21 protein-coding genes are annotated in these 24818 nt (G+C 71.8%); 8 read left to right on the top strand and 13 right to left on the bottom strand.

Annotated elements, in window-relative coordinates:
* Positions 1-96: 96 nt before the first annotated feature.
* Together ADL15_RS30935 and ADL15_RS30930 are read right to left on the bottom strand one after the other, a co-directional pair.
* The gene (locus ADL15_RS30935) at positions 97-2364 is read right to left on the bottom strand and encodes a S9 family peptidase (RefSeq protein ID WP_067698542.1); all 2268 of its coding nucleotides are present in this window, start codon (positions 2362-2364) and stop codon (positions 97-99) included.
* Positions 2365-2389: 25 nt separating this feature from the next.
* On the bottom strand, positions 2390-3055 hold the full coding sequence (locus tag ADL15_RS30930; protein ID WP_067698607.1) for a DUF4097 family beta strand repeat-containing protein: 666 nt from the start codon (positions 3053-3055) through the stop codon (positions 2390-2392).
* Between the two features lie 265 nt (positions 3056-3320).
* Between ADL15_RS30930 and ADL15_RS54535 the strand changes: the two genes are divergently transcribed.
* Complete coding sequence (locus tag ADL15_RS54535) at positions 3321-3983, top strand: hypothetical protein (RefSeq protein WP_067698540.1); 663 nt, start codon at positions 3321-3323, stop codon at positions 3981-3983.
* Positions 3984-4010: 27 nt separating this feature from the next.
* On the opposite strand, the gene ADL15_RS30920 is transcribed toward ADL15_RS54535, so the two are convergent.
* Positions 4011-7103: a PAS domain S-box protein gene (locus tag ADL15_RS30920; RefSeq protein WP_198171085.1), complete on the bottom strand. Its 3093-nt coding sequence runs from the start codon at positions 7101-7103 to the stop codon at positions 4011-4013.
* A 217-nt stretch (positions 7104-7320) separates the two neighbouring features.
* On the opposite strand from ADL15_RS30920, the gene ADL15_RS30915 reads away from it, so the two are divergent.
* The 3 genes from ADL15_RS30915 to ADL15_RS30905 all read left to right on the top strand — a co-directional run bounded on the left by ADL15_RS30915 (position 7321) and on the right by ADL15_RS30905 (position 11159).
* Positions 7321-8955 carry a methyl-accepting chemotaxis protein gene (locus ADL15_RS30915; protein WP_067698536.1) on the top strand — a complete coding sequence of 545 codons (1635 nt, stop codon included), beginning with the start codon at positions 7321-7323 and terminating at the stop codon, positions 8953-8955.
* A 149-nt stretch (positions 8956-9104) separates the two neighbouring features.
* The gene (locus tag ADL15_RS30910; RefSeq protein WP_157441705.1) at positions 9105-10484 is read left to right on the top strand and encodes a nickel/cobalt transporter; all 1380 of its coding nucleotides are present in this window, start codon (positions 9105-9107) and stop codon (positions 10482-10484) included.
* Positions 10485-10538: 54 nt separating this feature from the next.
* On the top strand, positions 10539-11159 hold the full coding sequence (locus ADL15_RS30905; RefSeq protein WP_232344521.1) for a TetR/AcrR family transcriptional regulator: 621 nt from the start codon (positions 10539-10541) through the stop codon (positions 11157-11159).
* A 149-nt stretch (positions 11160-11308) separates the two neighbouring features.
* Here ADL15_RS30905 and ADL15_RS30900 read toward each other — a convergent pair whose 3' ends face one another.
* From ADL15_RS30900 to paaA, 6 genes are read right to left on the bottom strand one after another with little or no spacing between them, the layout of a single operon-like run.
* Positions 11309-12487, bottom strand: coding sequence for a thiolase family protein (locus tag ADL15_RS30900; protein WP_067698532.1), 1179 nt, complete (start codon positions 12485-12487; stop codon positions 11309-11311).
* Positions 12488-12507: 20 nt separating this feature from the next.
* Entirely contained in the window at positions 12508-13599 is a 1092-nt protein-coding gene (gene paaE, locus ADL15_RS30895) for a 1,2-phenylacetyl-CoA epoxidase subunit PaaE (protein WP_067698530.1), read from the bottom strand.
* Between the two features lies 1 nt (position 13600).
* Positions 13601-14095: a 1,2-phenylacetyl-CoA epoxidase subunit PaaD gene (paaD, locus tag ADL15_RS30890; RefSeq protein ID WP_067698528.1), complete on the bottom strand. Its 495-nt coding sequence runs from the start codon at positions 14093-14095 to the stop codon at positions 13601-13603.
* The gene (paaC, locus tag ADL15_RS30885) at positions 14089-15000 is read right to left on the bottom strand and encodes a 1,2-phenylacetyl-CoA epoxidase subunit PaaC (RefSeq protein WP_157441704.1); all 912 of its coding nucleotides are present in this window, start codon (positions 14998-15000) and stop codon (positions 14089-14091) included. The genes paaD and paaC overlap by 7 nt, the downstream gene beginning before the upstream one ends.
* Positions 15001-15010: 10 nt before the next feature.
* Positions 15011-15304, bottom strand: a complete 294-nt coding sequence (paaB, locus tag ADL15_RS30880; RefSeq protein WP_067698525.1) for a 1,2-phenylacetyl-CoA epoxidase subunit PaaB — start codon at positions 15302-15304, stop codon at positions 15011-15013.
* Positions 15301-16263: a 1,2-phenylacetyl-CoA epoxidase subunit PaaA gene (gene paaA / locus ADL15_RS30875; protein ID WP_067698523.1), complete on the bottom strand. Its 963-nt coding sequence runs from the start codon at positions 16261-16263 to the stop codon at positions 15301-15303. Before paaA ends, paaB begins: the two co-directional genes overlap by 4 nt.
* Before the next feature lie 116 nt (positions 16264-16379).
* Between paaA and paaZ the strand changes: the two genes are divergently transcribed.
* The 3 genes from paaZ (at position 16380) to ADL15_RS30860 (ending at position 20523) form a co-directional block, all read left to right on the top strand.
* Positions 16380-18419, top strand: a complete 2040-nt coding sequence (paaZ, locus tag ADL15_RS30870; RefSeq protein ID WP_067698521.1) for a phenylacetic acid degradation bifunctional protein PaaZ — start codon at positions 16380-16382, stop codon at positions 18417-18419.
* A 328-nt stretch (positions 18420-18747) separates the two neighbouring features.
* On the top strand, positions 18748-19572 hold the full coding sequence (locus ADL15_RS30865; RefSeq protein ID WP_067698519.1) for a helix-turn-helix domain-containing protein: 825 nt from the start codon (positions 18748-18750) through the stop codon (positions 19570-19572).
* A gap of 60 nt (positions 19573-19632) precedes the next feature.
* Complete coding sequence (locus ADL15_RS30860; protein ID WP_067698517.1) at positions 19633-20523, top strand: MBL fold metallo-hydrolase; 891 nt, start codon at positions 19633-19635, stop codon at positions 20521-20523.
* Positions 20524-20761: 238 nt separating this feature from the next.
* On the opposite strand, the gene ADL15_RS30855 is transcribed toward ADL15_RS30860, so the two are convergent.
* From ADL15_RS30855 to ADL15_RS30845, 3 genes are all read right to left on the bottom strand, one after another.
* Entirely contained in the window at positions 20762-21961 is a 1200-nt protein-coding gene (locus ADL15_RS30855) for a GAF domain-containing protein (RefSeq protein WP_067698515.1), read from the bottom strand.
* A 116-nt stretch (positions 21962-22077) separates the two neighbouring features.
* A complete protein-coding gene (locus ADL15_RS30850) occupies positions 22078-22866 on the bottom strand; it encodes a maleylpyruvate isomerase N-terminal domain-containing protein (protein ID WP_067698513.1) in 789 nt (262 codons plus the stop codon).
* A 15-nt stretch (positions 22867-22881) separates the two neighbouring features.
* Positions 22882-23727: an SDR family NAD(P)-dependent oxidoreductase gene (locus ADL15_RS30845; protein ID WP_067698511.1), complete on the bottom strand. Its 846-nt coding sequence runs from the start codon at positions 23725-23727 to the stop codon at positions 22882-22884.
* Between the two features lie 69 nt (positions 23728-23796).
* On the opposite strand from ADL15_RS30845, the gene ADL15_RS30840 reads away from it, so the two are divergent.
* Entirely contained in the window at positions 23797-24252 is a 456-nt protein-coding gene (locus tag ADL15_RS30840; protein WP_067698509.1) for a MarR family winged helix-turn-helix transcriptional regulator, read from the top strand.
* 36 nt (positions 24253-24288) lie between these two features.
* Here ADL15_RS30840 and ADL15_RS30835 read toward each other — a convergent pair whose 3' ends face one another.
* The gene (locus ADL15_RS30835; protein WP_338025587.1) at positions 24289-24756 is read right to left on the bottom strand and encodes a glutathione peroxidase; all 468 of its coding nucleotides are present in this window, start codon (positions 24754-24756) and stop codon (positions 24289-24291) included.
* Positions 24757-24818: the final 62 nt, after the last annotated feature.

Raw genomic sequence — 24818 nt, 5'->3', positions numbered from 1 at the left:
CAGGGGTGTCTCCCGAGCCGGGAGACACCCCTGGGGACCAGCCCGCGGGCCGGAGGCGCGCGGCGGCCGGGAGGGGCAGCCGCGTCGCGCTGCGGGTTAGGCGAAGAGTTCGCTGAGCAGGTCGGGGTCCAGGAGGATGGGGGCGGGGCGGTAGGCCGGGGGATCGGTGGCCAGGAGTTCGCGGGTCAGGAAGTCCCAGGCGCGGGTGCGGACGTAGGCCAGGCAGTCGATGAAGGCGTGTTCGGCGCCCGGCACGATGAGCAGGTCGAAGGGCTTGTTCGCGGCGACCAGCCGGTCGGCCAGGCGCAGTGTGTGGTCCGGGTGGACGCGGTCGTCCATCTCGCCGTGCACCAGCAGGAGCTTGCCCTCCAGGCGGTCGGCGATCTCCACGTTGGAGGCGCTCAGCCACGCGTCCGGGTTGCCGGCGCCGTCGTAGGTCTCGACGAAGTCCAGGCTGAAGAAGCGGGCGTCGTGATAACCGGACATCGCCACGCCGACCTTGTACAGCGACGGGAAGTCGAGCATCGCCCGGACCGTGGCGAAGCCGCCGCCCGAGTGACCGAAAGCGCCCACCCGCTCCAGGTCCAGCCACGGCCGGCTCTCGGCGAGCTGCCGCAGTGCCGCGACGTGGTCGGTCAGCGTGCCGGCGTCGGCGAGCCGGGCCTCGTGGAACGCCTTGTCACGGCCCGGGGTGCCCCGGCCGTCCACCGCGATGACCACGAAGCCGAGCGCCGCGAGAGGTTCCGCGTCGAGGCCCATGCCGCCCGGGTCGAAGCCCGGCGCGACCCGGTTGACCTGCGGACCCGGGTAGATCGTGTCGATCACCGGGTAGCTGCGGGACGGGTCGAAGCCGTGCGGGCGGTACAGGATGCCGTAGATGTCGGTGACACCGTCGGCGGCCTTCACCCGGAAGCGCTCCGGCGGGGTCCAGCCGGTGGCGGTGAGCTTGCCGATGTCGGCGCGCTCCAGCTCGACGAGCACCCGCCCGCTCCAGTCGCGGACCGTGGTCACCGGGGCGGTGTCGACGGTGGAGGCGGCGTCGAGGAAGTAGCGGCAGTGCTCCGGCAGCGTGACGACGTGGTCCAGGGCGTCGTCGGTCAACCTACGGAAGTCGGTGCCGTCCAGACCGATTCTGCACACGGTACGGCGGTACGGGTCCTCCGCCACCAGTCCCGCCGCGACGAAGTAGACGACCCGCTCGGCCTCGTCCACGTGCAGGATCTGGCGTACCGCCCACGCGCCGGTGGTGACCTGGCCGAGCAGCTCGCCGGTGTGCAGGTCGTAGCGGTAGAGGTGGCCCCAGCCGTCACGCTGCGAATACCAGAGCACCTCGCCGGCGAGCACCCGCACGATCGGCAGGTCGTACGCCCACTGGTTCGGCTCGACCCGGGTGGCGCCGGTCTCGCTGACCACCGTGGTGACCGCGCCGGTGATCGGGTCGAGCCGGTGCAAGGTGAGCGTGCGCCGGTCACGGGGCTGGCTGAGGTAGTAGACCGCGGAACTGTCCGGGGCCCACCACGCCGAGCCGCCCATCACCGGGGACATCATCGGCATGTTCAGCGGCTCGGCCTGTGCGCGGACCACGGTGCCGGTGGCCACGTCGAGCACCACCAGCTCACCGCGGGGCAGGTGCTCGTCGCCGGCGTACGCGTACCGTTGGGTGTGCAGTTGTGGCGGGCCGCCGTCGGTGGGTCGCGCCTCGATCAGGTGGGTCTCGCGGACCTCGCGTTCGTCGGTGCGGTGGGTGAGCACCTTCGTCGAGTCGGGTGACCAGGCCACCGCGGGCGGCAGGTGTGGCAACCCGAATTTCCGCAACAGGGTGCCGTTGCCGAGGCATTCCGGGCTGGAACCGTACCGGTAGGCGGGCGCGCCGTCGCTGGTCAGCGCCCACTCGTGGCCGTCGGTGAGCGAGCGCGCCCAAAGGTCGTGGCCGCGCTGGGACACCGCGACCTTGTGATCCGGCGACGGCACGTCGAGCGGGCTGCCCGGCATGGTGAACTCGGCGCGCTCGACCGCGTAGGTGTCCAGGTGGCAGCGCCAGTATTCGCCGAACGCGTCGAACTCGACGGTGGATCCGGCCGGGTCGATGGCCGTGATCGGCAGGGCGTCCGGGTCGACCGGGTGGCCGGCCGCGGTGGCCAGCGCGGCGGCGAGCCGGGCGTGATCGAAAGCGGGCTCGCGGGTGCCCGCTTCCGGGTCGACCAGCACAAAGCGTTTACCGCCGCCGGTGCTCACCGCGTACCAGAAATGGTCCTTGCCGTTGATCCACCGCGGGCGGACGCGGTCACCGATGACGAGTTCGCCGGGGCGGGCCGGGCGGCGCAGGAGCAGCTCGGCGGTCTGGTAGTTCTCGGTCATGCTCATGGTTTCGGGGTCCTTGTCGTGAGAGTCAGAGACTGCGGGCGGTGATGTCGCCGTGAGCGGTGGTGGCCTGGATCGTCACGCCGGCGCCGCCGGTGTTCGACAGGGCGTTGCGGATCCGGCCGTGGGTGGTTCCGGCGTCCAGGGAGGCGGAGACGCCGCGGGCCGCATCGGCCGAGATGTTGCCCGATTGGGTACGAAGGACAAGCGCCCCGGCAACGGCCTCGGCCACGCGGATGTCGCCGTGCTGGGTGGTGATCTGGGCAGAACCGGTCAGACGACCGACGGTGATGTCGCCGTGGAGCAGGGTGAGGCTGGCCGCCGCGCTCTCGTCGAGCTCGATCGAGCCCTGCGCGCCCTCGACGGTGACGTCGCCGAGCCGGCCGACCCCGCGGACCTCGCCGGCCGCCGTCTTCGCCTCGACCCGGGAACCGGCCGGGAGCTGGACGGTGACCTCGACGACCCCGGAGTTGCCGAGCAGCTTGTGCTGGGGCGCCGGCGTCTCGATCCGCAGCACGCCGTCCCGGTAGTCGACGGTGATCTGCTCGGCGGCCTTGACGTCGCGGCCCTTCGCGGCGTCGGCCGGCCGGATCTCGACGGTGGTGTCGGCGCGGTCGGCGGCGATGAACTGGATGCGCCCGGCCGGGATGTCGAGGACGGCGGTGATCGGGCTGGTGGTGGCGAACTGCTGCATGACGAACTCCTTCGATCCGTTGTTTCCGATGTGCAAAACGCTACGTTGCGTTCGCGGATCGGGCAACGGATAAGTTGCCACGCCGCCACGTTGTTGCAGCTAGATCGAGCGTAATCGTTGCAACGGGTAGGATTTCAATGCAACGCATCGTTGCATTGGGTGAAAACTGAACGCTATGGGAGCACCTGAATCGCAACCGGGGGAGGAGCCCGCTCGCACCCGGGCGGGGCCAGGGTTGGCGACACCCCCGCATCAAGGAGTAACCGTGAATCTGCGTCGCACCGCTGTCGCCGTCGCCCTGTCCGTAGTGGTCACCGTTCCCGCCGTCTCCGTAGGGGTGGCCGCCTTCGCGCAGCCATCGTCCGGGGTGAGCGCGCTCGGAAAGCCGGCCAAGAGCCCGAAGACCAAACCGGCCAAGCCCGCCAAACCCGCCAAGCCGGCGAAGGCCGTCTTCGCGGTGAACGGAACGGTCACCGCCGTCGACGCCACCGCCGGGACGGTCACCGTCGCGGCGAAGGCGGGCACCAAGAACGTCAAGGGCAAGACCGTGGTGATCACGGTGCCCGAGGACACCCGCATCGTTCTCAACGGCGCCCGGCGGAACCTGGCCGCTCTCGCCGCCGGCAACCGGATCACGGTGACCGGCACGCAGGTCGGCGTGGTCTTCACGGCAGCGAGGATTCAGGCGACCGGCCGGCGCGTCACGCCGTCACCGACCGCGACGCCGACGGCCACGCCCACCGCGACGCCGACGGCCACCCCCACTGCTACGCCGACGGCCACGCCCACCGCGACGCCCACGGCCACCCCCACCGCGACCCCCACCGCGACGCCGACGGTCACCGTCGCGCCCACGGCCACGCCCACCGCCACCCCGGACCCGACGGACTCGGCCGACCCGGACGCGTCCGCCGACTCGGGTTCCTGACCCGCGGGCCGGCTCGTCGTCGCGGGGTCAGGTGGTCTGCGGGTGCCGCTGCGGGGCCTGCGGATGCCGGTCCCGCGGCAGCGGTTCACGCTCGTCCGGCCCGGCCGCCGGCCGATGCAGCACGCCGTGCACCCGGCAGAGCAGATCCCGGCTGGTGAAGGGCTTCTCGATGATGGTGACGCCGTCCTGCAGGGTGCCGTTCTCGGTCAGGACGGGCTCCGCGTAACCCGACATGTAGAGCACCGGCAACGACGGCCGGATCGCCTGGACGCGTGCGGCGACCTCGTTGCCCATCATCTTCGGCATGATCACATCGGTGAGCATCATGTCGATGCGGTCCGGGTGGGTCTGAGCGATGTGGATGGCCTGGGCGCCGCCGGTGGCGGCCAGGACGTGGTATCCGGCCCGGCTCAGGATCCGGACGGCCACCTGCCGGAGCGCGTCCTCGTCCTCGACCAGCAGGATCGTCTCGGTCGCCGGGCCGGCCGACGCCGTGACGTCGACCCGGACGTCGGTGGCGGAGACGTCGGCGGGCACGTCCACGGCGGGGAGCACGACCGTGACGGTGGTCCCGATGCCGGACTCGGAGTAGAGGTGGACGTCGCCGCCCGCGGCGGTGGCGATGCCGTACACGGTGGCCAGGCCCAGTCCGGTGCCGGAGCCCTTGGGCTTGGTGGTGTAGAACGGCTCGAAGGCACGCTCGATCACGTCCGCGGGCATGCCGGTGCCGGTGTCGCTGACCCGCAGGCGTACGTAGCGGCCCGGCTGGAGGTTGGTCGCGGACATGTCGTCGGCGTCGATGTCGGCGTTCGTGGTGTCGATCGACAGGGTGCCGCCGCCGGGCATCGCGTCGCGGGCGTTCACCGCCAGGTTGACCAGGATCTGCTCGATCTGACCGGGGTCGGCGTAGACCGGCCACAGCTGCTGGTCCCGGGTGGTCACCAGGTGGATGTGCTCGCCCAGGGTGCGGCGCAGCATCGGTTCCACGTCACCGATCACGTGGTTGAGCACGAGCACCTGCGCCTGGGTGATGTCCCGGCGGCCGAACGCGAGCAGCTGCTTGGTGAGCCGGGTGGCTCGCTCGGCGGCCCGCGCGATCTGGTCGAGATCGGTACGTACCGCGGCCGTGTCCTCCGGGCCGGCCGCCGGGTCCTCGAGGGTCTCAATGATCAGCTCGGTGTAGTTGGTGATCACGGCGAGGATGTTGTTGAAGTCGTGGGCGACCCCGCCGGCGAGCTGGCCGAGGCTCTCCAGCCGCCGGGTGTGCTGCAGGCGGCGTTCGCTCGCGTCCCGCTCGGCCTGGGCGATCAGCCGTTCCCGCTCGGCCTGGGCGATCATGCGGTCGGTGACGTCGCGGATGGCCGTGGAGACGATCATGCCCTGCTCGGTCTCGAGCGCGGACAGGCTGATCTCGGCCGGGAACTCGCTGCCGTCCTTGCGGACCGCGGTCAGCGCCTGCCCGGCGCCCATCGGCCGGCTCTTCGGCTCGGTGAAGTAGCTGTCGCGTTGGTGGGGATGGGTGCCACGCAGCCGTTCCGGCACCAGGATGTCGACCGATTGGCCCACCAGTTCCTGCCGCTGGTACCCGAACAGCCGCTCGGCCTGGGCGTTGATCAGGGCGATGGTGCCGTCCCGGGTGACCCCGATGATCGCGTCCGGGGCGGCCTCCAGCAGCCCCTCGAACCTGGCGTCGGCGCGCTGCCGGGCGGTGAGGTCCCGCGCGATCGAGGCGATGCCGGCGATCCGGCCGTCCGAACCGGCGATCGGCGACAGGGTCAGCGACACCGTCACGGTGGAGCCGTCCTTGCGGACCCGCTGCACCTGCTGCTGCTCGATCCGCTCGCCCCCGGCGATGCTCGCCAGCATCTGCCGACCGGCTTCCCGCTGGCCCGGGTGGACCAGCATGGACGTCCGCCGGCCGACCGCCTCGGTGCGCGGGTACCCGTAGAGGTTCTCGGCGCCGGTGTTCCAGTCGGTGATCACACCGTCGACGGTCGTGGCGATGATCGCGTCGGGCGACGACGCGACGATCACGGCCAGACGCTCCCGCTCGGCCAGGGCCTGTGCCCGCCCGGCCAGCGCGGCGGCCTGCCCGGCCAGCTCGGTGAACTGGGCCAGGTCGTCCTCGGCGAACAGGCTGCGATAGCGGCCGAGCACCAGGAGCGCGCCGGGACCGTCGGAGGTGTCCACCGGTGCCACGGTCACGAACCGGGTGCCGGTCGCCCGGGCGAATGCCACGGCCACCGCGGGCGGCTGGGTCCAGCCGGCCAGCGCGTCGATGAGCTGGCGGCCGGTCAGTAACTCGTCCAGGTCGGCTCGCGTGAATTCCGGCTGGCCCGCATTCGGGCCGGTCGCGCCGGCCACCTGCGCCGGGCCGTTCGCCGGCGCGGTCAGCACCACGACCGCGTCCGCGCCGAGCACCCGCGCGGCGCCCTCGCAGTAGCACTGCCAGGTTCGGGCGGCCGGCTCGTCGGCCGGAGCCGCCAGCAGGCGGCGCATGACGGTGTACGCCGCCCGCCAGGACCAGGTCCGGCGCAGCCAGCGGGGTGGCACGAACGCCAGGAGGTACAGGATCGCCGACAGCAACGCGATCATGCGGGCGTCCGCGGCCAGCTTCTGGCCACCGCCGGCGACCAGCAGAGCGACCCCGAACAGCGCGGTCCCGCCGGAGGCCGCCCACAGCCGGAGGCGGGCCGCTCCGCCCCGGCTCCGGGCCTCGATCGCCAGGAACCACGCCGCCGTGGCCTCGACGGCGAAGAACGCCACGACGCAGGGCCAGATGACGTGGGGTGGCAGCGGATACGGCAGGACCAGCACGGGCAGCGCGCTGAGCACCCAGGCGCCCGTGGCGCCGATCAGCAGGGACCTCGGCACCGGACGGAGCCGACCGGCCAGCCGCAGGGTCAGCACCGGCTGGGCCAGCAGCAGCGCCGAGACGAGTCCGCGTACCGACCGGGACGGCTCGCCGACCAGGCGGGTGAAAAGGGCCAGCACGAACAGCATGCCCACCGCGGCGAAAACGTAGATGACGTCACGGAGCAATGGGTCGCGATCGCGGAGATACCGCCATGACACCCAGAGCAGGATCAGGACAAAAATTGCGGTTACTGACAGCGTCATGGTGCCCTCTGTCCCGCCGTGGCCATCCCGGCATCAGGTTTGTTGCCGGTTCAGCGTAGGTCCGAAATGTGGCGACCAGCCGCGAAGTCGGTTACCGGGCAAGGACTGACCTTTCACGGGGTTTCCCGAATGAAGCCCTGAGCAGGCCGGGAGTCGCATAGTGAGGTGATCACCGGCAGCGCCCGGTGTCCACGACGAGGAAGGCCTGGGTGTGAGGATGAGCTCTGCCGACACCACCACCGCAGCAGCGGACGTGCGGCCCCGCCGGGCTTCGCTGGCCGACCTCAGCGTCCGGGTCAAGGTGATCGCCGCGGTGGTGACAGCGGCCGCGGTGGCGCTTGTCGTCGGCATCGTCGGATTGGTCTCGCTCAGCAGCGCGAGCAGTTCGGCCCAGCTCATTTATCGCAGCAACGTGGCGAGCATCAAAGCGGTGGGTCAACTCAAGAGTGTCGTGACGCAGGCCCGGGTGGACACCGCCAATCAAGCGTTGTCCACCGACAGTGCTTCCACCAAGAAATTCGCCGACGCATTCCTCGCCGACGTGCAGGATTTCACAACCGCGATGGCCGCCTACCGGGACAGCGGCCCGGCTTCCGATGCGCAGTTGATCGACGGTCTGCAGGCCAATTGGAATTCCTACACCGACGTCGCGACCAAGAAGTTGATCCCAGCCGGCAACCGGAACGCGTTGGCCGAGTGGGCGTCGATCCGCGACAGCGAGGTGCTGCCGTTGATCAAGGAGATCTACGCCCAACTGGCCACCCTGGACTCGATGGAGACCGCGGACGCGGCGCGGAACGCCGCGACGGCGCGGTCGGGCTACGAGTCCAGCCGGACCATGTCGATCATCACGTTGGCCATCGGGCTGGTCCTCGCCCTGGCGCTGGGATTCCTGGTGGCCGGCAAGATCGTGAAGTCGCTGGCCAAGGTCACCTACGTGTGCGACGGGCTGGCCGAGGGCGACCTGACCCGGCACACCGGCCTCGACAGCCGTGACGAACCCGGCCGGATGGCCCGATCGCTGGACATCGCGATGGAGCGGCTGCGCGCCACCATCGCCACCATCGAGGGCTCGGCCGCCTCACTGGCCGGTGCGTCCGAGCAGATGACCGGCACCACCGCGCAGATCGCCGCGTCCGCCGAGCAGGCCTCGATCCAGGCGCAGGCCGTCTCGGCGGCCGCCGAGGAGGTGTCCCGCAGCGTCGAGACGGTGTCCGCGGGCAGCGGGGAGATGGGCGCGTCGATCCGGGAGATCTCCCAGAACGCGGCCGAGGCCGCCCGGGTCGCGTCGGAGGCCGTCACGGTCACCGCGGCCACCTCGGCGACGATGAACAAACTCGGCGCCTCGTCCGCGGAGATCGGCAACGTGATCAAGGTGATCACCTCGATCGCCGAGCAGACCAACCTGCTCGCCCTGAACGCGACGATCGAGGCGGCCCGGGCCGGCGAGCTCGGCAAGGGTTTCGCGGTGGTGGCCAGCGAGGTCAAGGATCTCGCGCAGGAGACCGCCCGGGCGACCGAGGACATCTCCCGGCGGGTCGAGGCGATCCAGGCCGACACCAGCGGCGCGGTCTCCGCGATCGAGGAGATCTCGACGGTGATCGGGCGGATCAGCGAGTTCCAGACCACCATCGCGTCCGCGGTCGAGGAGCAGACCGCCACGACGGCCGAGATGAACCGCAGCGTCGCGGAGGCGTCCAGCGGCACCGGCGAGATCGCGCGGAACATCACCGGGGTGGCCGAGGCGGCCCGGATGACCAGCCAAGGCGTGGTGGAGACCCAGCAGGCGACCTCGGAACTGGCCCGGATGTCCACCGAACTGAACAGTCTGGTCTCCACGTTCCGCCTCTGAGGGCCCCGTTCGTCATCAATATCATCGACAATCCTGTTGTAATTTTTGCCGACGGCGGCGCCCCGCTTCTCGTTTGTCTGCCTGCGTATCAGCAGGATCCACGGGATCTACCGCGACCCGCAGAACGACTACGGCTCAGCGATCGACTGATGACGACCTCGGCCTCCGGCCGCGCGCGGAGGGTGCCGGCCCTGCTGCTGGCGCCCTTTGTGGTGACGGTCCTCCTCCTGCTGCTCCCCGTGAGCCCCGCCTGGGCCCATCCGCTCGACGTGTCCCGGCAGACCTCCTACGTCACGGTCGCTCCCGACGCGGTCACCGTCGAGGTCGATCTGGCGGCCGGGGTGCTGGTCGCCGCGGACTTCATCGCCGATCTCGACCGCGACCACAACAAGCTTTTCAGTACGGACGAGGGCCTCGCCTACGCCCGTCGCGTGGTGGCGGAACTGTCCCTGCGTGTGGACGACACCCCGGTGCCGCTCGCGCTGACCGATGTGGAACTGCCGACCTACCTCCAGTCGCAAGCCGGGTACGGCGTCCTGCATCTCACCGCGACCGGCCCGCTGATCCCTGCGGCCGGCGACCACACGCTGTTCTACCGCGACGACTTCACCCCGGCCAAGCCGCAGTACCAGGTGGCCGTGCTCGCGCCGAAGCAGGCGCCGGTCACGATCGGCGAGCAGCGGCACGACGAGGCGCAGCAGCAGGTCAGCGCGACGTTCACGGTCCTCGGCGACACGGCCGTGGTGCCGGCGGCGCCACCGGAGCCCGGCGGGTGGGGGATCGAGCGCCTGCTGTCGATGGTGCAGGATCCGTCCCGGTCGGTGTGGGTCACGGTGGCCGCGATCGCGCTGGCCATGGTGCTCGGCGCGTTCCACGCGCTCACCCCGGGACATGGCAAGACCATGATGGCGGCGTACCTGGTCGGCAGTGGCGCGCGGGTCCGGGACGCGCTGGCGCTGGGCGTGTCGGTGACCGTCACGCACACGTCGTCGGTGCTGGTGATCGGGACGGTGGCGCTGCTGGCCAGCCGGTTCGCGGTGCCGGACGTGCTGGTGCCCGCACTGGAGCTGATCTCCGGGGTGCTGGTGCTCGGGCTGGGACTGCGGTTGTTGTGGCAGCGCCGGGGGGTGCTGCCGTGGGTGCACGGTCACCGTCACTCCCACGCGCACGACCACACCCATGACCACGATCACTCTCCGGCCGCTGCCCGGCCGGGGCTGGGGTCGGTGGTGGCGCTGGGGGTCTCCGGCGGGCTGGTGCCCTGTCCGGAGGCGCTCGGCGTGATGATCCTGGCGGTCGGGCTCGGGCACGTCGCCGTCGGGATGTTGCTGATCCTGTCGTTCAGCGTGGGACTCGCCGCCGTGCTGATCGGGATCGGCGTGCTGCTGGTGCGGGCCCGGGGGCTGGTCACGGTTTCTGACCGTTTCCGGACAGGCGGGTGGGCCCGGCTGCTGCCTCTGGCCAGCGCGGTCGTGGTGGTCGCGCTCGGGACCGGTTTGATCATTCGTACGATGGAGGGAACGGTCTGATCGCACGGCGGACCTTGCCGGGCCGCATCGATCGGGTCGTGAGAGGCTTGCGGGGTGACAACCGCCGACTCGGTACCCCAGATGCGCCGGGGGCGCGGCCGGCCCGGGTACGACCAGGCGGCCGTGCTGCGGACCGCGGTGGAGTTGTTCAACCGCCGGGGGTACGACGCGACGAGCGTCGGCGACCTGGCCAAGGAGCTCGGGCTCACCAAGTCGGCGATCTACCACCACTTCGCCAGCAAGGACGACCTGCTGCGGCTGGCCCTGGCCGACGCGCTCGACGAGCTGACCGAGGTGGTGTCCGAAGCGGTCGGTGACGCCGCGGAGGGTGGCGCCTACGACCGGCTGCGCGAGGTGGTGCGGCGGTCGGTCGAGGTGCTCGTCGCGCACCAGCCGGCGGTCACGCTGCTGCTGCGGGTCCGGGGGAACACGCCGGTCGAGGTGGAGGCGCTGAAGCGGCGGCGCTGGCTCGACGAGCAGCTGGCCGGGCTGGTGCGGGCGGCGGTGGCCGAGGGCGCGCTGCGCGACGACCTGCCGCCGGAGCTGGTCAGCCGCCTGTTGTTCGGCATGGTGAACTCGCTGGTGGAGTGGTATCGGCCGGACGGCGCCTTCGACGCGCCGGCAGTCGCGGCGGCGCTGGCGGCGACCGCTTTCGACGGCTTGTTGCGCCGCTGACAGCCCCGAGTGTGTGAAGTTGCGGTGCGCTCCGCACCACAACTCCCCACGCAGTGCTGTGGTGAGCCGTGCGTGGGGACTTTGGGTGCGGTGCGCACCGTAACTTCACACGCAGTGCTGTGGTGCGCCGTCGCTGAGCGCGGCGCCGGTCACACCCGCTCCACCAGCAGCGAACTGCCCTGGCCCACGCCCACGCACATGGTCGCCAGCCCGCGCCGGCCGCCGGAGCGGTCCAGCCGGCCGAGCAGGGTGACCAGGATCCGGGTGCCGGAGGCGCCGAGCGGGTGACCGAGGGCGATGGCGCCGCCGTCGGCGTTCACCCGTTCCGGGTCCAGGCCGAGGTCGCGGACGCAGGCCAGGGACTGGGCCGCGAACGCCTCGTTGAGCTCGACCGCGTCCAGGTCGTCGACGGTCCAGCCGGCCCGGTCCAGGACCTTGCGGGTGGCCGGCACCGGGCCGATCCCCATGATCTCCGGCGGGACACCGGCGTTGGCCGCGCCGACCAGCCGGGCGCGCGGGGTGAGCCCGGAGCGTTCCAGGAAGCGGTCGCTGACGATCACGACGGCGGCCGCGCCGTCGTTGAGCGAGGAGGAGTTCCCGGCGGTGATCAGGCCACCCTCGCCGTGGATCGGCCGCAGCCCGGCGAGCCGGTCGAGGCTGGTGTCGGCGCGCGGGCCCTCGTCGGTGCCGACGCTGCCGCCGCGGACCGGGACCGGAACGATCTCGTCGGCGAAGTGACCGTTCTTGATCGCTGCGACGGCGCGCTGGTGCGAGCGCAGCGCGAACGCGTCGAGCTCCTCGCGGGTCAGCTTCCAGCGTTCGGCGACGGTCTCGGCGGTCTGCGGCATCGTGGCGGTCGTCGCCGGGTCGAACCGCGGGTTGGTGAAGCGCCAGCCGATCGAGGTGTCGAAGCTGGCGCCGGGCTTGGCGAACGCCTTCGACGGCTTCTCGGTGACCCACGGCGCGCGGGTCATCGACTCCACCCCGCCGGCCACGATCACGTCGGCGTCCCCGGCGACGATCAGCGCGCGGGCGGTCGCGACCGCGGTGAGCCCGGAGGCGCACAACCGGTTCACGGTGAAGCCGGGCACCGTGTCGGGCAGGCCGGCCAGCAGCGCGGCCATCCGGGCCACGTTGCGGTTGTCCTCACCGGCCTGGTTGGCCGCGCCGAGGATCACCTCGTCGACGGCGCCCGGCTCGATCCCGGCCCGCGCGACGGCCTCCGCGACCACCAGGGCAGCGAGGTCGTCGGGGCGGACGTGGGCGAGCGTGCCGCCATAACGGCCGATCGGCGTCCGCACACCGGAGAGGACAAAAGCTTCAGACATCAGAGGGCTCTCCAAGAGGCTCAGGCGTCGTAGTCGACGGTTACCGCGTCGCTGACCGGGAACGTCTGGCAGGTCAGGACGAAACCCGCCTCGACCTCGGCCGGCTCCAGGGCGTAGTTGCGGCGCATGTCCACCTCACCGTCCCGGACCAGGGCCCGGCACGTGCCGCACACCCCGCCCTTGCACGCGAACGGCAGGTCGGCCCGCCCGGCCTGCGCGCCATCGAGGACCGTCACGTCACGCGGCACGCTGGTCGTGGTGCGCAGCCCGTCGAGCACCACGCTCAGCGCGGTCGTCGCACCGGTCAGTTCGGCGACCGGCCGGCGTGGCTGCGGCGGGGGTGCGTCGACGTAGAACAGTTCCACGTGGACGCGCTCGGCCGGCACGCCGAGGCCGGTCAGCACCGCGCGGGCGTCCTCGATCATGGCGAGCGGGCCGCAGAGCCAGACGTGGTCGAACACCTCGGCCGGGATCAGGTCGGTGAGCAGCCGCTGCAGGCGGTCGTGGTCGAGGCGGCCGGAGAACAGCTCGGCGTCGCGGGGTTCCCGGGAGAGCACGTGGGCGACCTGCAGCCGGGCGCCGTACCGGTTCTTCAGGTCACCGAGGTCCTCGGCGAACATCACCGTGTTGCTGGTCCGGTTGCCGTAGAGCAGCGACACCTGCGCGTCCGGGTGGGCCAGCACGGTGGCCGCGATGGAGAGCAGCGGGGTGATCCCGGAGCCGGCCGCGATGCACAGGTGCCGTTCACCACGCGACGGGTCGGCGTCCCAGGCGCCGGTCGGGGTCTGCACCTCGATGACCGTTCCGGGCTTCACGTCGTGCACGAGCCAGGACGAGAAGAGGCCGTCCGGGATCTCGCGCACCCCGATACGCGGCGGCGCGCCGACCGGGGCGCAGATCGAGTAGGAACGACGTTCCTCCCGGCCGTCGATCACTCGGCGGAGGGTGAGCGACTGTCCGGCGCGGAACGCGTACAGAAGAAGCAGTTGATCGGGAATGTCGAAGGTCACCGCGACCGCGTCGTCGCAGAGCCGTTCGACGGCGCTGACCCGCAGCGCGTGGAACGTGGGTGAGGTCCGCGGCCGGACCACGTCGCTGACGGCGGCGGTCATCTCAGATCTCCTTGACGTGGTCGAACGGCTCGAAGCAGTCCACGCAGCGATAGAGCGCCTTGCATGCGGTGGCGCCGAACTCCGAGATCACCTCGGTGCGGGGCGAGCCGCAGCGCGGGCAGGTCAGGGCCCGCCGGGTCGGACTGAGCGTGAGACCGACCGGGCCCTTCTTTGCCGGGCCGGGCGCGGACAGGCCGGCGGCGCGCAGCTCGGCCCGGCCGTGCTCGGTGATCCAGTCGCTGGACCAGGCGGGGGAGAGCACCACCCGCACCTCGACCCGCGGGAACCCCGCGTCGGTCAGCCGGTGCACCAGGTCGTCACGCATGGTGGCCATCGCCGGGCAGCCCGAGTAGGTCGGGGTGATCGATACGACGACGACCTCCCCGTCCACCTGGGTGTCGCGCAGCACGCCCAGGTCGGCAAGGGTCAGCATCGGCATCTCGGGGTCACGGACCGTGCCGGCGACGGCGGCGGCCCGTTCCCGCAGGCTCACCATCGGCCGCTGGGGTGGGCGCGCGCGACCACCTGCATCTCGGCCAGCATCCGGCTCAGCGCCTCGGTGTGCATCCCGTCGCGGCCGGTGCGCCCGCCGATCCCGGCCAGCGGCGCGCGCTGCGGGCGGTCCACCTCGGCGACGGCGAGCACCTGGTCGAGCACGGCGTCGGTCTCGTCGCGGACGCCGGCCGGGTCGACGCCGATGCCGGCCGCGGCGAGCGACAGTTCGACCGGGTGCGCGGTGACCAGCTCGTCGCGCAGCGGCCAGAGCTGTTCCAGCGCGCTGACCAGGCGTTTCCGGGACTCGTCGGTGCCCTGCGCGAGGGTGAGGAACCAGCGCCCGGCCCAATCCCGGTGGTAGGTCAGCTCCTTGACCCCTTTGGCCGCGACCGCGGCCAGGACCGCGTCACCACTGCCGCTGAGCCGCTGCAGCACCGCGAGCCTCGCGATCGAGAAGAGCAGCAGTCGTACGACTACGTGAGCGAAGTCGCCGTTCACCACCTCGGCCAGCCGGACGTTGCGGAACTGCCCGGCCTCGCGGAAGAACGCGAGCGCGTCCTCGGCCGGAACCGGGGAACCCGCGGGCAGCACCGGCACGACGGCCGGGTCGGCGGCCGCGGCCCGGGCGAGCAGCAACCGCGCCTGCCCGAGCAGGTCCAGGGCCATGTTCGCGAGGGCGATGTCCTCCTCGAGCTCCGGCGCGCGGCTGCACCACTCGGCCAGCCGCTGGGAGAGCACGAGCGTGTCGTCGCCGAGCATCAGGCAGTACGCCGCCAGCTCGCCGCCGTCGACCCCGGCCGGCACGGTGGTGTCGACACCGGCCAGCGGATCTTCGAAGTCGGTGCCGAACGCCCACTGCGACGAGTCGCCGCCGAGCAGGCCGTCGTAGACGCTGTCGTGGTTCATCAGGCTTCTCTCACATGTGGGGGACGTCGTCGGGGATCTCGTAGAACGTGGGATGCCGGTAGACCTTGTCGCCGCTCGGCGCGAACAGCGGGTCCTTCTCGTCCGGGCTGGACGCGGTGATCAGGTCGGCGCGGACCACCCAGATGCTCACGCCCTCGTTGCGCCGGGTGTAGACGTCCCGGGCGCTGCGCAGCGCGAGGGTGTCGTCGGGCGCGTGCAGCGAGCCGACGTGCACGTGGTTCAGGCCCCGCTTGCCGCGGACGAACACCTCGTAGAGCGGCCAGTCCCGCCGGTCGGCGCTCATCGGGCACCGGCCTTCGCGGCGCTGCGGGCGGCGAACGCGGTGGCGGCCTCGCGGACCCACGCGCCGTCCTCGTGCGCGGCGCGGCGGTGCGCCATCCGCTCGGCGTTGCACGGGCCGTTGCCCCGGATCACGGCGGTCAGCTCGCTCCAGTCCGGTTCGCCGAAGTCGTGGTGATCACGTTCGGCGTTCCAGCGCAGTGCCGGGTCGGGCAGGGTGACGCCGAGCGCCTGCGCCTGCGGGACGGTCATGTCGACGAACTTCTGCCGCAGCTCGTCGTTGGAGTTGCGCTTGACGCCCCAGGCCATCGACTGCTCGGTGTTCGGCGACTCGGTGTTCGGCGGGCCGAACATCATCAGCGACGGCCACCAGAACCGGTCGACCGACTCCTGCACCATGGCGCGCTGCTCGTCGGTGCCGTCCATCATCGTGCGGAGCAACTCGTAGCCCTGCCGCTGGTGGAACGACTCCTCCTTGCAGATCCGGATCATGGCCCGGCCGTACGGGCCGTACGACGTGCGGCACAGCGGGACCTGGTTGCAGATCGCGGCGCCGTCGACGAGCCAGCCGATCGTGCCGACATCGGCGTACGAGAGGGTCGGGTAGTTGAAGATGGAGGAGTACTTCTGCCGGCCGGAGAGCAGCATGTCGACCAGCTCGGAGCGCGCGATGCCGAGCGTCTCGCAGGCCGAGTAGAGGTACAGCCCGTGGCCGGCCTCGTCCTGGACCTTGGCCAGCAGGATCGCCTTGCGTCGCAGTGACGGTGCCCGGCCGATCCAGTTGCCCTCCGGCTGCATGCCGATGATCTCGGAGTGCGCGTGCTGGGCGATCTGCCGGATCAGCGTCTTCCGGTAGCCGTCCGGCATCCAGTCGCGCGGCTCGATCCGGTCGTGGTGCGCGATCGTCGCGTCGAACGCGGCTTGCCGAGCAGCCTCCGCCGGCTCCACGGGTGTCGTCGACATGGCTCCTCTTCCGGGGACGTTGGCATTTACCTAACGATCGGTCTGTAATAACGTGACACGGACGTGGCACTCAGCGCAACCGTTCGCCGCGATCGGGACCTGTGAGAGGAGGCAGCATGAGCACGCTGCTGGAGAGTTATGCCGCCGGACGGTGGTTCCGCGCCGCCGATGAGGGTGACCCGCTGCTGGACGCCGCCACCGGCGAGGAGGTCGCCCGGATCTCGAGCCGTGGGCTCGACCTCGGCGCGATGGTGCGTCACGCGAAGGAGACCGGTGGTCCCGCGCTGCGGGCGCTGACGTTCCACCAGCGGGCGTCGCTGCTCAAGGCGGTCGCCAAGCACCTCGGCGCGAGCCGGGACGAGTTCGGCGCGCTGTCCACCCGCACCGGCGCGACCGTGCGGGACACCGCGGTGGACGTGGACGGCGGCATCGGCACGCTGTTCAGCTTCGCCAGCAAGGGTGTCCGGGAGCTGCCGAACGACACGATCGTGCTGGACGGCGGTCTCGAACGGCTGGGCAAACAGGGCACCTTCGTCGGGCAGCACATCTACACGTCGCGACCCGGTGTCGCCGTCCAGATCAACGCCTTCAACTTCCCGGTCTGGGGCATGATCGAGAAGCTCGCCCCGGCGCTGCTCGCCGGGCTGCCGACCATCGTGAAGCCGGGCAGCCAGACCGCCTATCTGACCGAGCTGGTCGTCCGGCGCATCATCGAGTCCGGGATCCTGCCCGAGGGCGCCCTGCAGCTGATCTGCGGCAGCGCCGGCAGCCTGCTCGACGAGCTGACCGTGCAGGACTCGGTGGCGTTCACCGGCTCGGCGCACACCGCCGGCATCCTGCGCCGCCACCCGAACGTCATCGACGGCGGCGTGCGGCTCGGCGTCGAGGCCGACTCGCTGAACTGCTCCATCCTCGGCCCGGACGTGCGGGTCGACGACCCGGAGTTCGACCTGTTCGTCAAGGGCGTGATCGCCGAGATGACGGTCAAGGCCGGGCAGAAGTGCACCGCGATCCGCCGGGTCATCGTGCCGTCGTCGATCGCCGGCGCGGTGGTCGACGCGCTGGCCGCCAAGCTGGCCCGGATCACCGTGGGCGACCCGCGCAACCCGGACGTACGGATGGGCGCGCTGGCCAGTCTCGGACAGCGTGACGAGGTGCGCAAGGCGATCGAGGCGCTGCGGGCCAGCTCCGAGGTGGTCGTCGGTGACCTGGACGGCGGGGCGCTGCTCGACGGGGACTCCGAGCGCGGCGCGTTCCTCACCCCGCTGGTGCTGCGTGCCACCCCGGGCGCGGTCGAGCCGCACAACGTCGAGCCGTTCGGGCCGGTCAGCACGGTGCTGACCTACGACGGGCTGGACGAGGCGGTCGCCCTGGCGGCCCGCGGCAAGGGCAGCCTGGTGGCGTCGGTCGCCACCCACGACCCGGACGTCGCGCGGACCGTCGTGCTCGGCCTGGCGCCGTGGCACGGCCGGGTGCTGCTGCTCGACCGGGACGACGCCAAGGAGTCCACCGGCCACGGCTCCCCGCTGCCGATGCTGGTGCACGGCGGCCCGGGACGCGCCGGCGGCGGCGAGGAGCTCGGCGGCGTCCGCGCCGTCCTGCACCACCTGCAGCGGACCGCGATCCAGGCGTCCCCGGACCTGATGACCGCGGTCACCGGGCAGTGGACCACCGGCGCGGCGCGGCGCGAGGAGGCCGTCCACCCGTTCCGCAAGAGCCTGGCCGAGCTGCGCGTCGGTGACACCATCCGCTCCGCGACGCGCACGGTGAGCCTGGCCGACATCGAGCACTTCGCCGAGTTCACCGGCGACACGTTCTATGCGCACACCGACCCGGAGGCGGCCGCCCGCAACCCGCTGTTCGGCGGCATCGTGGCACACGGCTACCTGGTCGTCTCGCTCGCGGCCGGTCTGTTCGTCGACCCGGCGCCCGGGCCGGTGCTGGCCAACTACGGCGTCGATGACCTGCGGTTCCTTACCCCGGTCAAGGCCGGCGACACGATCGGCGTGACGCTCACCGTCAAGCAGATCAAGCCCCGCAACAGCGCGGACTACGGCGAGGTGCGCTGGGACGCGCTGGTGACCAACCAGGACGGGTCACCGGTCGCCACCTACGACGTGCTCACGCTGGTCGCGAAGACGCTGCCGGCTGCCTGATCACTGGATTCCGGCCCGGCGGGCCTGGTCGGCCGCGGCCTGCGGGCTGCCGGTGAACGGCTCGCCGTGGCCGGGGATCGGCCCGTCCGGACGCCTGCTGGGTGCTGACCGGGCCGCGGCCGTACACCGAGCTCACCGTGGGCCGGGGCTGGGCGGCGGCGGACTACGAGGGGTGGCTGGCGCGCGTGCTCGCGGCGGATCTGCGCTGACGCGCGTGGCCGGTCGTACCCCTGGCAGGGTGTGGCTGGCCCGCGGCCCGGTGCCGATACTCGTCTCATGGACAACAGGCGGCAGCTCGGAGAGTTTCCTGCAGACGCGCCGATCGCAGGTGCGGCCGCAGGATCTGGGGCTCGACGAGTACGGCGACCGGCGCCGGGTGCCGGGCCTGCGCCGCGAGGAGCTGGCCCTGCTGGCCGGAGTCAGCGCGTCGTACTACGCCCGGCTGGAGCAGGGTTACGCGCTGAACGCCTCCCCGGAGGTGCTCGACGCGATCGCCCGGGCGCTGCGCCTCGACGCCGCCGAACGCCGGCACCTGACCGACCTGGCCGCGGGCACCCGGGTCCGCACGCCGTCGCGCCGTTCCCCGCCGGAGCGGATGACGGCCCAGCTGGAGCAGCTGGTCGAGGCGATGGGCGAGGCCCCGGTGCTGGTCCTCGGCCGGATCGGCGACGTGCTGGCCTGGAACCGGATGGGCCACGCCCTCTACGCCGGCCACCTCGACGTGACCGGTCCCGACCAACCCCGGCACCGGCCGAACATGTCCCGCCTGGTCTTCCTGGACGCACACACCCGCGAGCTGTACGCGGACTGGCCGGCCAAGGCCCGCGCCGCGGTCGGCACCCTGCGGCTGGCGGCCGGGCAGTTCCCGAACGATCCGGCGCTCGCGGCGCTGCTCGGTGACCTGACCGTGCGCAGCCCGGAATTCGCCGAGATGTGGGCGGCGCACCGGGTCAAGGCGGCCGGGCACGCCACCTACGAGATGCGGCATCCGCTGGTCGGCGCGATGACCGTGACCCAGCAGTCGCTGCGCACCGAGCAGGGCGGCATCGTGGTGATCGCCACCACCGAGCCCGGCTCACCGTCCCGGGCGGCGATGTCGCTGCTGGCGCACGGCACCACGGTCGCCAACCCGGCCACCGCACTGCACGACTAAATCTGATCACCCCTGCGGCGTGCGTGGATGGCGCGCGCCCCAAAACTGGGAGCAAAAGGCATGAACGACATCAAACTGGGCGACGTCACGGTGACCCGGGTCGAGGAGATGCACGGGCCGCTGATGCCCACCGGCGCGTTCTTCCCGACCGTGCCGGACGAGGTCTGGCAGCGCCACGAGGCCGCGCTGACCCCGGACCACCTCGCCGACGGCATCGTGCACGCGGCCGTGCAGACCTGGGTGCTGCGCAGCGAGGGCCGCACCATCCTGATCGACACCGGCGTCGGCAACGACAAGCCCCGCCCGGCCGCCGAGTTCTGGGACCACCTGAGCACCGACTTCCTCGGCAGCCTGGCCCGGGCCGGCGTCCAGCCGGAGGACGTCGACCTGGTGGTCAACACGCACCTGCACGTCGACCACATCGGCTGGAACACCCGCCTGGTCCACGGCGAGTGGGTGCCGACCTTCCCGAACGCGACCTACCTGATGCCCCGGCCCGACGTGGTCTTCTGGGACCCGGCGAACAACCCGGCCATCGCCGGCGGCGTCAACGAGAACGCGTTCGCCGACAGCGTCGTCCCGGTGCTCAGCTCCGGTCAGGTCCAGCAGTGGGAGGGCAGCCACGACATCGACGCGAACCTGCGCCTGGAGGCCGCGCCCGGCCACACCCCCGGCTCGAGCGTGCTGAAACTGACGTCCGGCACCGACCGTGCGCTGTTCGCCGGCGACCTGGTCCACACCCCGCTGCAGGTGATGGAACTCGGTCACAGCAGCTGCTTCTGCGAGGACCCGCGGGCCGCCGGGAACATCCGCCGCGAGCTGCTCGGCTGGGCCGCCGACACCGGAGCGCTGGTGCTCCCGGCCCACTTCAGCGGCCACGGCGCGCTGGAGATCGCCCGCGACGCCGACGCCTTCACGATCAAGCAGTGGTCACCGCTCAGCCGCCTCTGACAACCCCTTTCCGGTACGCACACGGAGCGCACGTCCGCAGGCTACGAGCCGCGTCCCGCCCGTGAGGCCGACGCCAGACCGCAACCACTCCCGGCCGCGGCGCGACTCGCGGTGTCGGCTGGTGCTCAGGGTTGTCTCAACGGCCCGGAGGCAACCCCCAGCGCCAGCCGGGGTCGCTAGTCGCGGCACGGCCTGGCGTGGCTGCGGTCTCGCGCCCGGTGGGCGTACCACAAAGGGGTCAGCGGTTGAGGTAGGTGGCCAGGCCGCCGAGCTCTTCGCTGGCGATGAAGACCGAGCGGACGTTGATGATGACCTCTTCGACGTGGGCCGGGCAGCCCCACGCCGCGTCGCCCCACGAGTCGGCGAGCTTGATCTCGGCGGGTTCGGCGCAGCCGGCTTTGCCGCCGAGCTGGCAGCGTTCCGGGTGCGGGGCGGTGGCCTGTGCCGCGGCGGCGGTGCGCATCTGCGCGGCGAGTTCGGCGGCCGCGGCGGCGCGCTCCTCGGCCTCGGCGCGCAGCTTCTGCTCGGCCAGGACCGCCTTGGTCAGCTCGTCGCGGGCGGACGCGGCGTGGGCCTCGGCGACCGTTTTCGCCTGCTCGATGTGGTGGCGTTCGATGGCCAGGGCCGCGGTGCCGGCGAAGATCTGGGCCAGGGCCAGGTCGGAGTCCTGCGGGACGCGCGGGGTGCGGTGGTACATCGCGAACGTGCCGAGCAGGCTGCCGTCGCGGGCCAGGATCGGCGTGGACCAGCAGGCGGCCAGGTCGGCCCGGCCAGCCAGGTCCTTGAAGTCGGCCCAGAACGGGTCGGTGGTGATGTCCGTGACGATCACCGGTTCCCGGCGGTGGGCGGCGGTGCCGCAGGAGCCGACACCGTCGCCGGTGGCGATCCCGTCGATCGCCTCGTTGTAGAAGTCCGGCAGGCTGGGCGCGGCGCCGTGCCGCAGGTGCAGCCCGTCCGGGTCGGCGAGCAGCACCGAGACGAGCACCTCCTGCGGCGCGAGATCCTCGATCTTGCGGGCCATCCCGTCGAGCACCTCGGCCAGCGGCGCCTGCCGGGCGATCTGCTCCAGCAGCACCCGGTGCTCGGCCATCAGCCGCTGGGCGTGCTTGACCTGGGTGGTCTCCACGCCTATCAGGTGGATCCCGGTCACCACGCCGTCCGGGTCGAGGCGCGGCTCGTAGGTGAAGTCGAAGAACGCCTCCCGCTCGAGCGGGCCGGCACCGAGCACGATCCGGATGTCCCGGGCGGTGCTGGCCTCGCCGGTACGGAAGGCCGCGTCCAGGTCGGCGGCGAGCGCGGCGGGCGACTGCTCCGCGCCGAACGTGGCGGCGTAGGCCGGGTTCGCCGACTCCACCACGTGTGCCGGGCCGGTGAGCGAGGCGAAGACCGCGGTGGACTGCCCGAAGAGGGCCCGCTGGTCGTCCGATACCGCTGTCATGGTGTGGTCCGGCCCCTCGTCAGCGGATGTGTACCTGTGATCGCCCAACCTACGGGACGTCGCATGTACCCAGGTAACCAGTCGGTTATGCGTGACGAGGGGCCGGACGACAGCGGTCAGAAACCGGGGAACGCGGCGCGCAGCTCGTCGAGCGTCACGTTGCCGGAGACCGCGAGGCCGGCCGGGGTGTGCTGCGGGGTCAACCGGCCGTAGAGCAGCCGCACCGCGGCCTCCAGCGGCCCGTCGAACGTGGCGGTGGCCGGCGTGGCGTCCGTGGTCAGCGCGGCCTTGTCGGCGAGGACGATCCGGTACGGCGTCTTGCTGATCTCGACGACCGCCGGCGCGCTGACCGCGTCGGGCTTGCCGATGAAGCCGAGCAGGATGCTGATGCCCCCGCTGAGGTGCTCGGCCAGCAGCTGCGCGGACTGCTCGCTGAGCCCGGCCGCCGGGTCGACGCCGACCAGGACGTCCCAGACGTGCGGGGCGGTCTCGCTCAGCCGTATGCCGGCGAAGGACGCCAGCGACAGCGGCTCGGGCAGGAAGCCGACGTTGAACTTGAGGTCGTCGTGCCGGTCGGCCGGGATCGTCTCGAGCGCGGTGATCAGCGCGTCGTTGGCGGCGAGCGAGCCGAGCGCCTGGTCCTGCGGGCTGAGCGCGTTCCACCGGTCCCAGATGCCCTGGTTGAAGTCCGGCCCGGGCGCTTCCGCCTCGCCCAGCGCCGCGCGCAGGCCGGCGTGGGTGATCTCGGCGCCGCTGCCCAGGTGCGAGAGGACGTCGGCGATCGTCCACTCGGTGGCGCCGGACGGGCCGGTGAGCTGGTCGGCGGAGAGGCTGGGGACCGTGCCGGCGAGGAGGTCGTACTCACTGCGCAGGGCCGCGATCGTGCGGATGGCTGAGGTCGTCATGGTTCATGAGCCTAGTCAGCGGGCTTCGATCAGCTGCTGGGTCTCGGCCCACAGCTCGGCCTGCCGGCGCGGATCGTCACCGGGCGCGGCGGGCTGGATCTCACGGTGCCCGCGGACGGTGTAGTAGCCGCCGGAGCGACCGGCGTAGGCGGGGTCGCCGGCGAGGGCGACGATCAGGCCGGCGCCGCGGGCCGGATCGCCGATCCCGAGCCGGGTGAGCACCTTCTCCAGGGCGCCGGCGAAGCGGAGCTCGCGGCCCAGGCCGGTGGTGTTGAAGCCCGGGTCCAGGCAGTTCGCGGTGACCGTGGTGCCGGCCAGCCGCCGGGCGAGCTCCATGGTGAACATGATGCCGAGCAGCTTCGACCGGCCGTAGTGCGCGGACGATCCGCGAGCGGTGAACGGCGTCGTCGCGGTCAGGTCCGCCGGGATCCGCAGCGTGCCGTGGCGGCGCGAGGCCTCGGAGGCGACGGTGACGACCCGGGCCGCGGGAGCGCGGAGCAGGGCGGGCAGCAACGCGTCGGTGAGCAGCCACGGTGCCAGGTAGTTGACCGCGACCATCTCCGGGAAGCCGTCCGGGGTGGTGCGCTGCTCGAAGGCGTGCAGGCCGGCGTTGTTGACCAGGACGTCGACGTGGTCGTACCGGTCGGCGATCTGCGCGCCGACGCGCCGCACGTCGTCGAGCCGAGTGAAGTCGCCCAGGAACACGTCGGCCGGGTCCGAGCCGATCTCCTGACGGGTGTGCTCGGCACGCTCGCGGCTGCGGGCGGTGATCACGACGCGGGCGCCGCGGCGCGCCAGCTCGAGGGCGGCGAGGCGGCCCAACCCGCTGGTGGCGCCGGTGATGACGATGGTGAGAGGCATGCGGGGTCCTGTCCGGCCGTGCGAAAGTAGTTTGTATTTCTCCATCAAAGTAGGCGGTATAGTGGAGATATGCAAACTACTTCGGGGCGGCACGATCTCGAGCTGGCGCTCGGCGAGCAGATCAACGCGCTGGTCAGCGCGACCCGGGCGCTGAGCGAGCGCAGTGCCGCGCACTTCCACCCGCAGCTGCAACCGGCCGCGTTCCACATCGCGCGCTGGCTGTACGCGTTCGGGCCGGCGCGGCCCAGCCAGGTCGCCGAGGCGGTCGGCATGGACCGCAGCTCGACCAGCACCCTGATCGGGAAGATGCGGGCGCTCGGGCTGCTGGACGCGTCACCGGCCCCGGAGGACAGGCGCGGCACTGTCGTGCGGCTGAGCGCGGACGGCCGGGACCGGGTCGCCGCGACGCTGGAGGAGCGGGGCAAGGAGTTCTACGGGCGGGTCCGGAGCTGGTCCGACGACGATCTGGGCCGGCTCGTCGACCTGCTCGGCCGGCTCACCGCCGAGCGACCCGCACTCGGCTAGATCGACGCGCGGCCGCATCGCAGGTCGGCAAGGAGCTCAGGCGGGCAGCGCCGCTTCGATCGCGGCGGTGACCTCGGGGGCGTCCGGCTGGGTCTTCGGGCCGAACCGGGCGCGGACCACGCCGTCCGGGCCGACCAGGAACTTCTCGAAGTTCCACCGGATGTCGCCGGCGTAGCCCTCGGCGTCCGGCTCGGTGGTCAGGCCCTGGTAGAGCGGGTGCCGGCCGTCGCCGTTGACCTCCACCTTCTCGGTCATCGGGAACGTGACGCCGTAGGTCGCGCTGCAGAACTCGGAGATCTCCTCGGCGCTGCCCGGTTCCTGCCCGCCGAACTGGTTGCACGGCACGCCCAGCACGGTGAAGCCGCGGTCCGCGTAGCGCGCGTGGATCTGCTCCAGCACCGCGTACTGCGGGGTCAGGCCGCACCGGGAGGCGACGTTGACGACCAGGGTGGCGGTGCCGCGGAACCGGTCGAGGTCGAGCGGCTCACCCCGCAGATCGGCGATCTGGACGTCGTCGTAGATGGTCGGCTGTGACACGTGGTCCTCCGGTGGCTCGTCGGGTGGAT

This window comes from Actinoplanes awajinensis subsp. mycoplanecinus, assembly GCF_001509495.1.
GTDB classification, from domain to species: Bacteria; Actinomycetota; Actinomycetes; order Mycobacteriales; family Micromonosporaceae; genus Actinoplanes; species Actinoplanes palleronii.
This window is presented reverse-complemented; position numbering and strand designations above follow the sequence as displayed.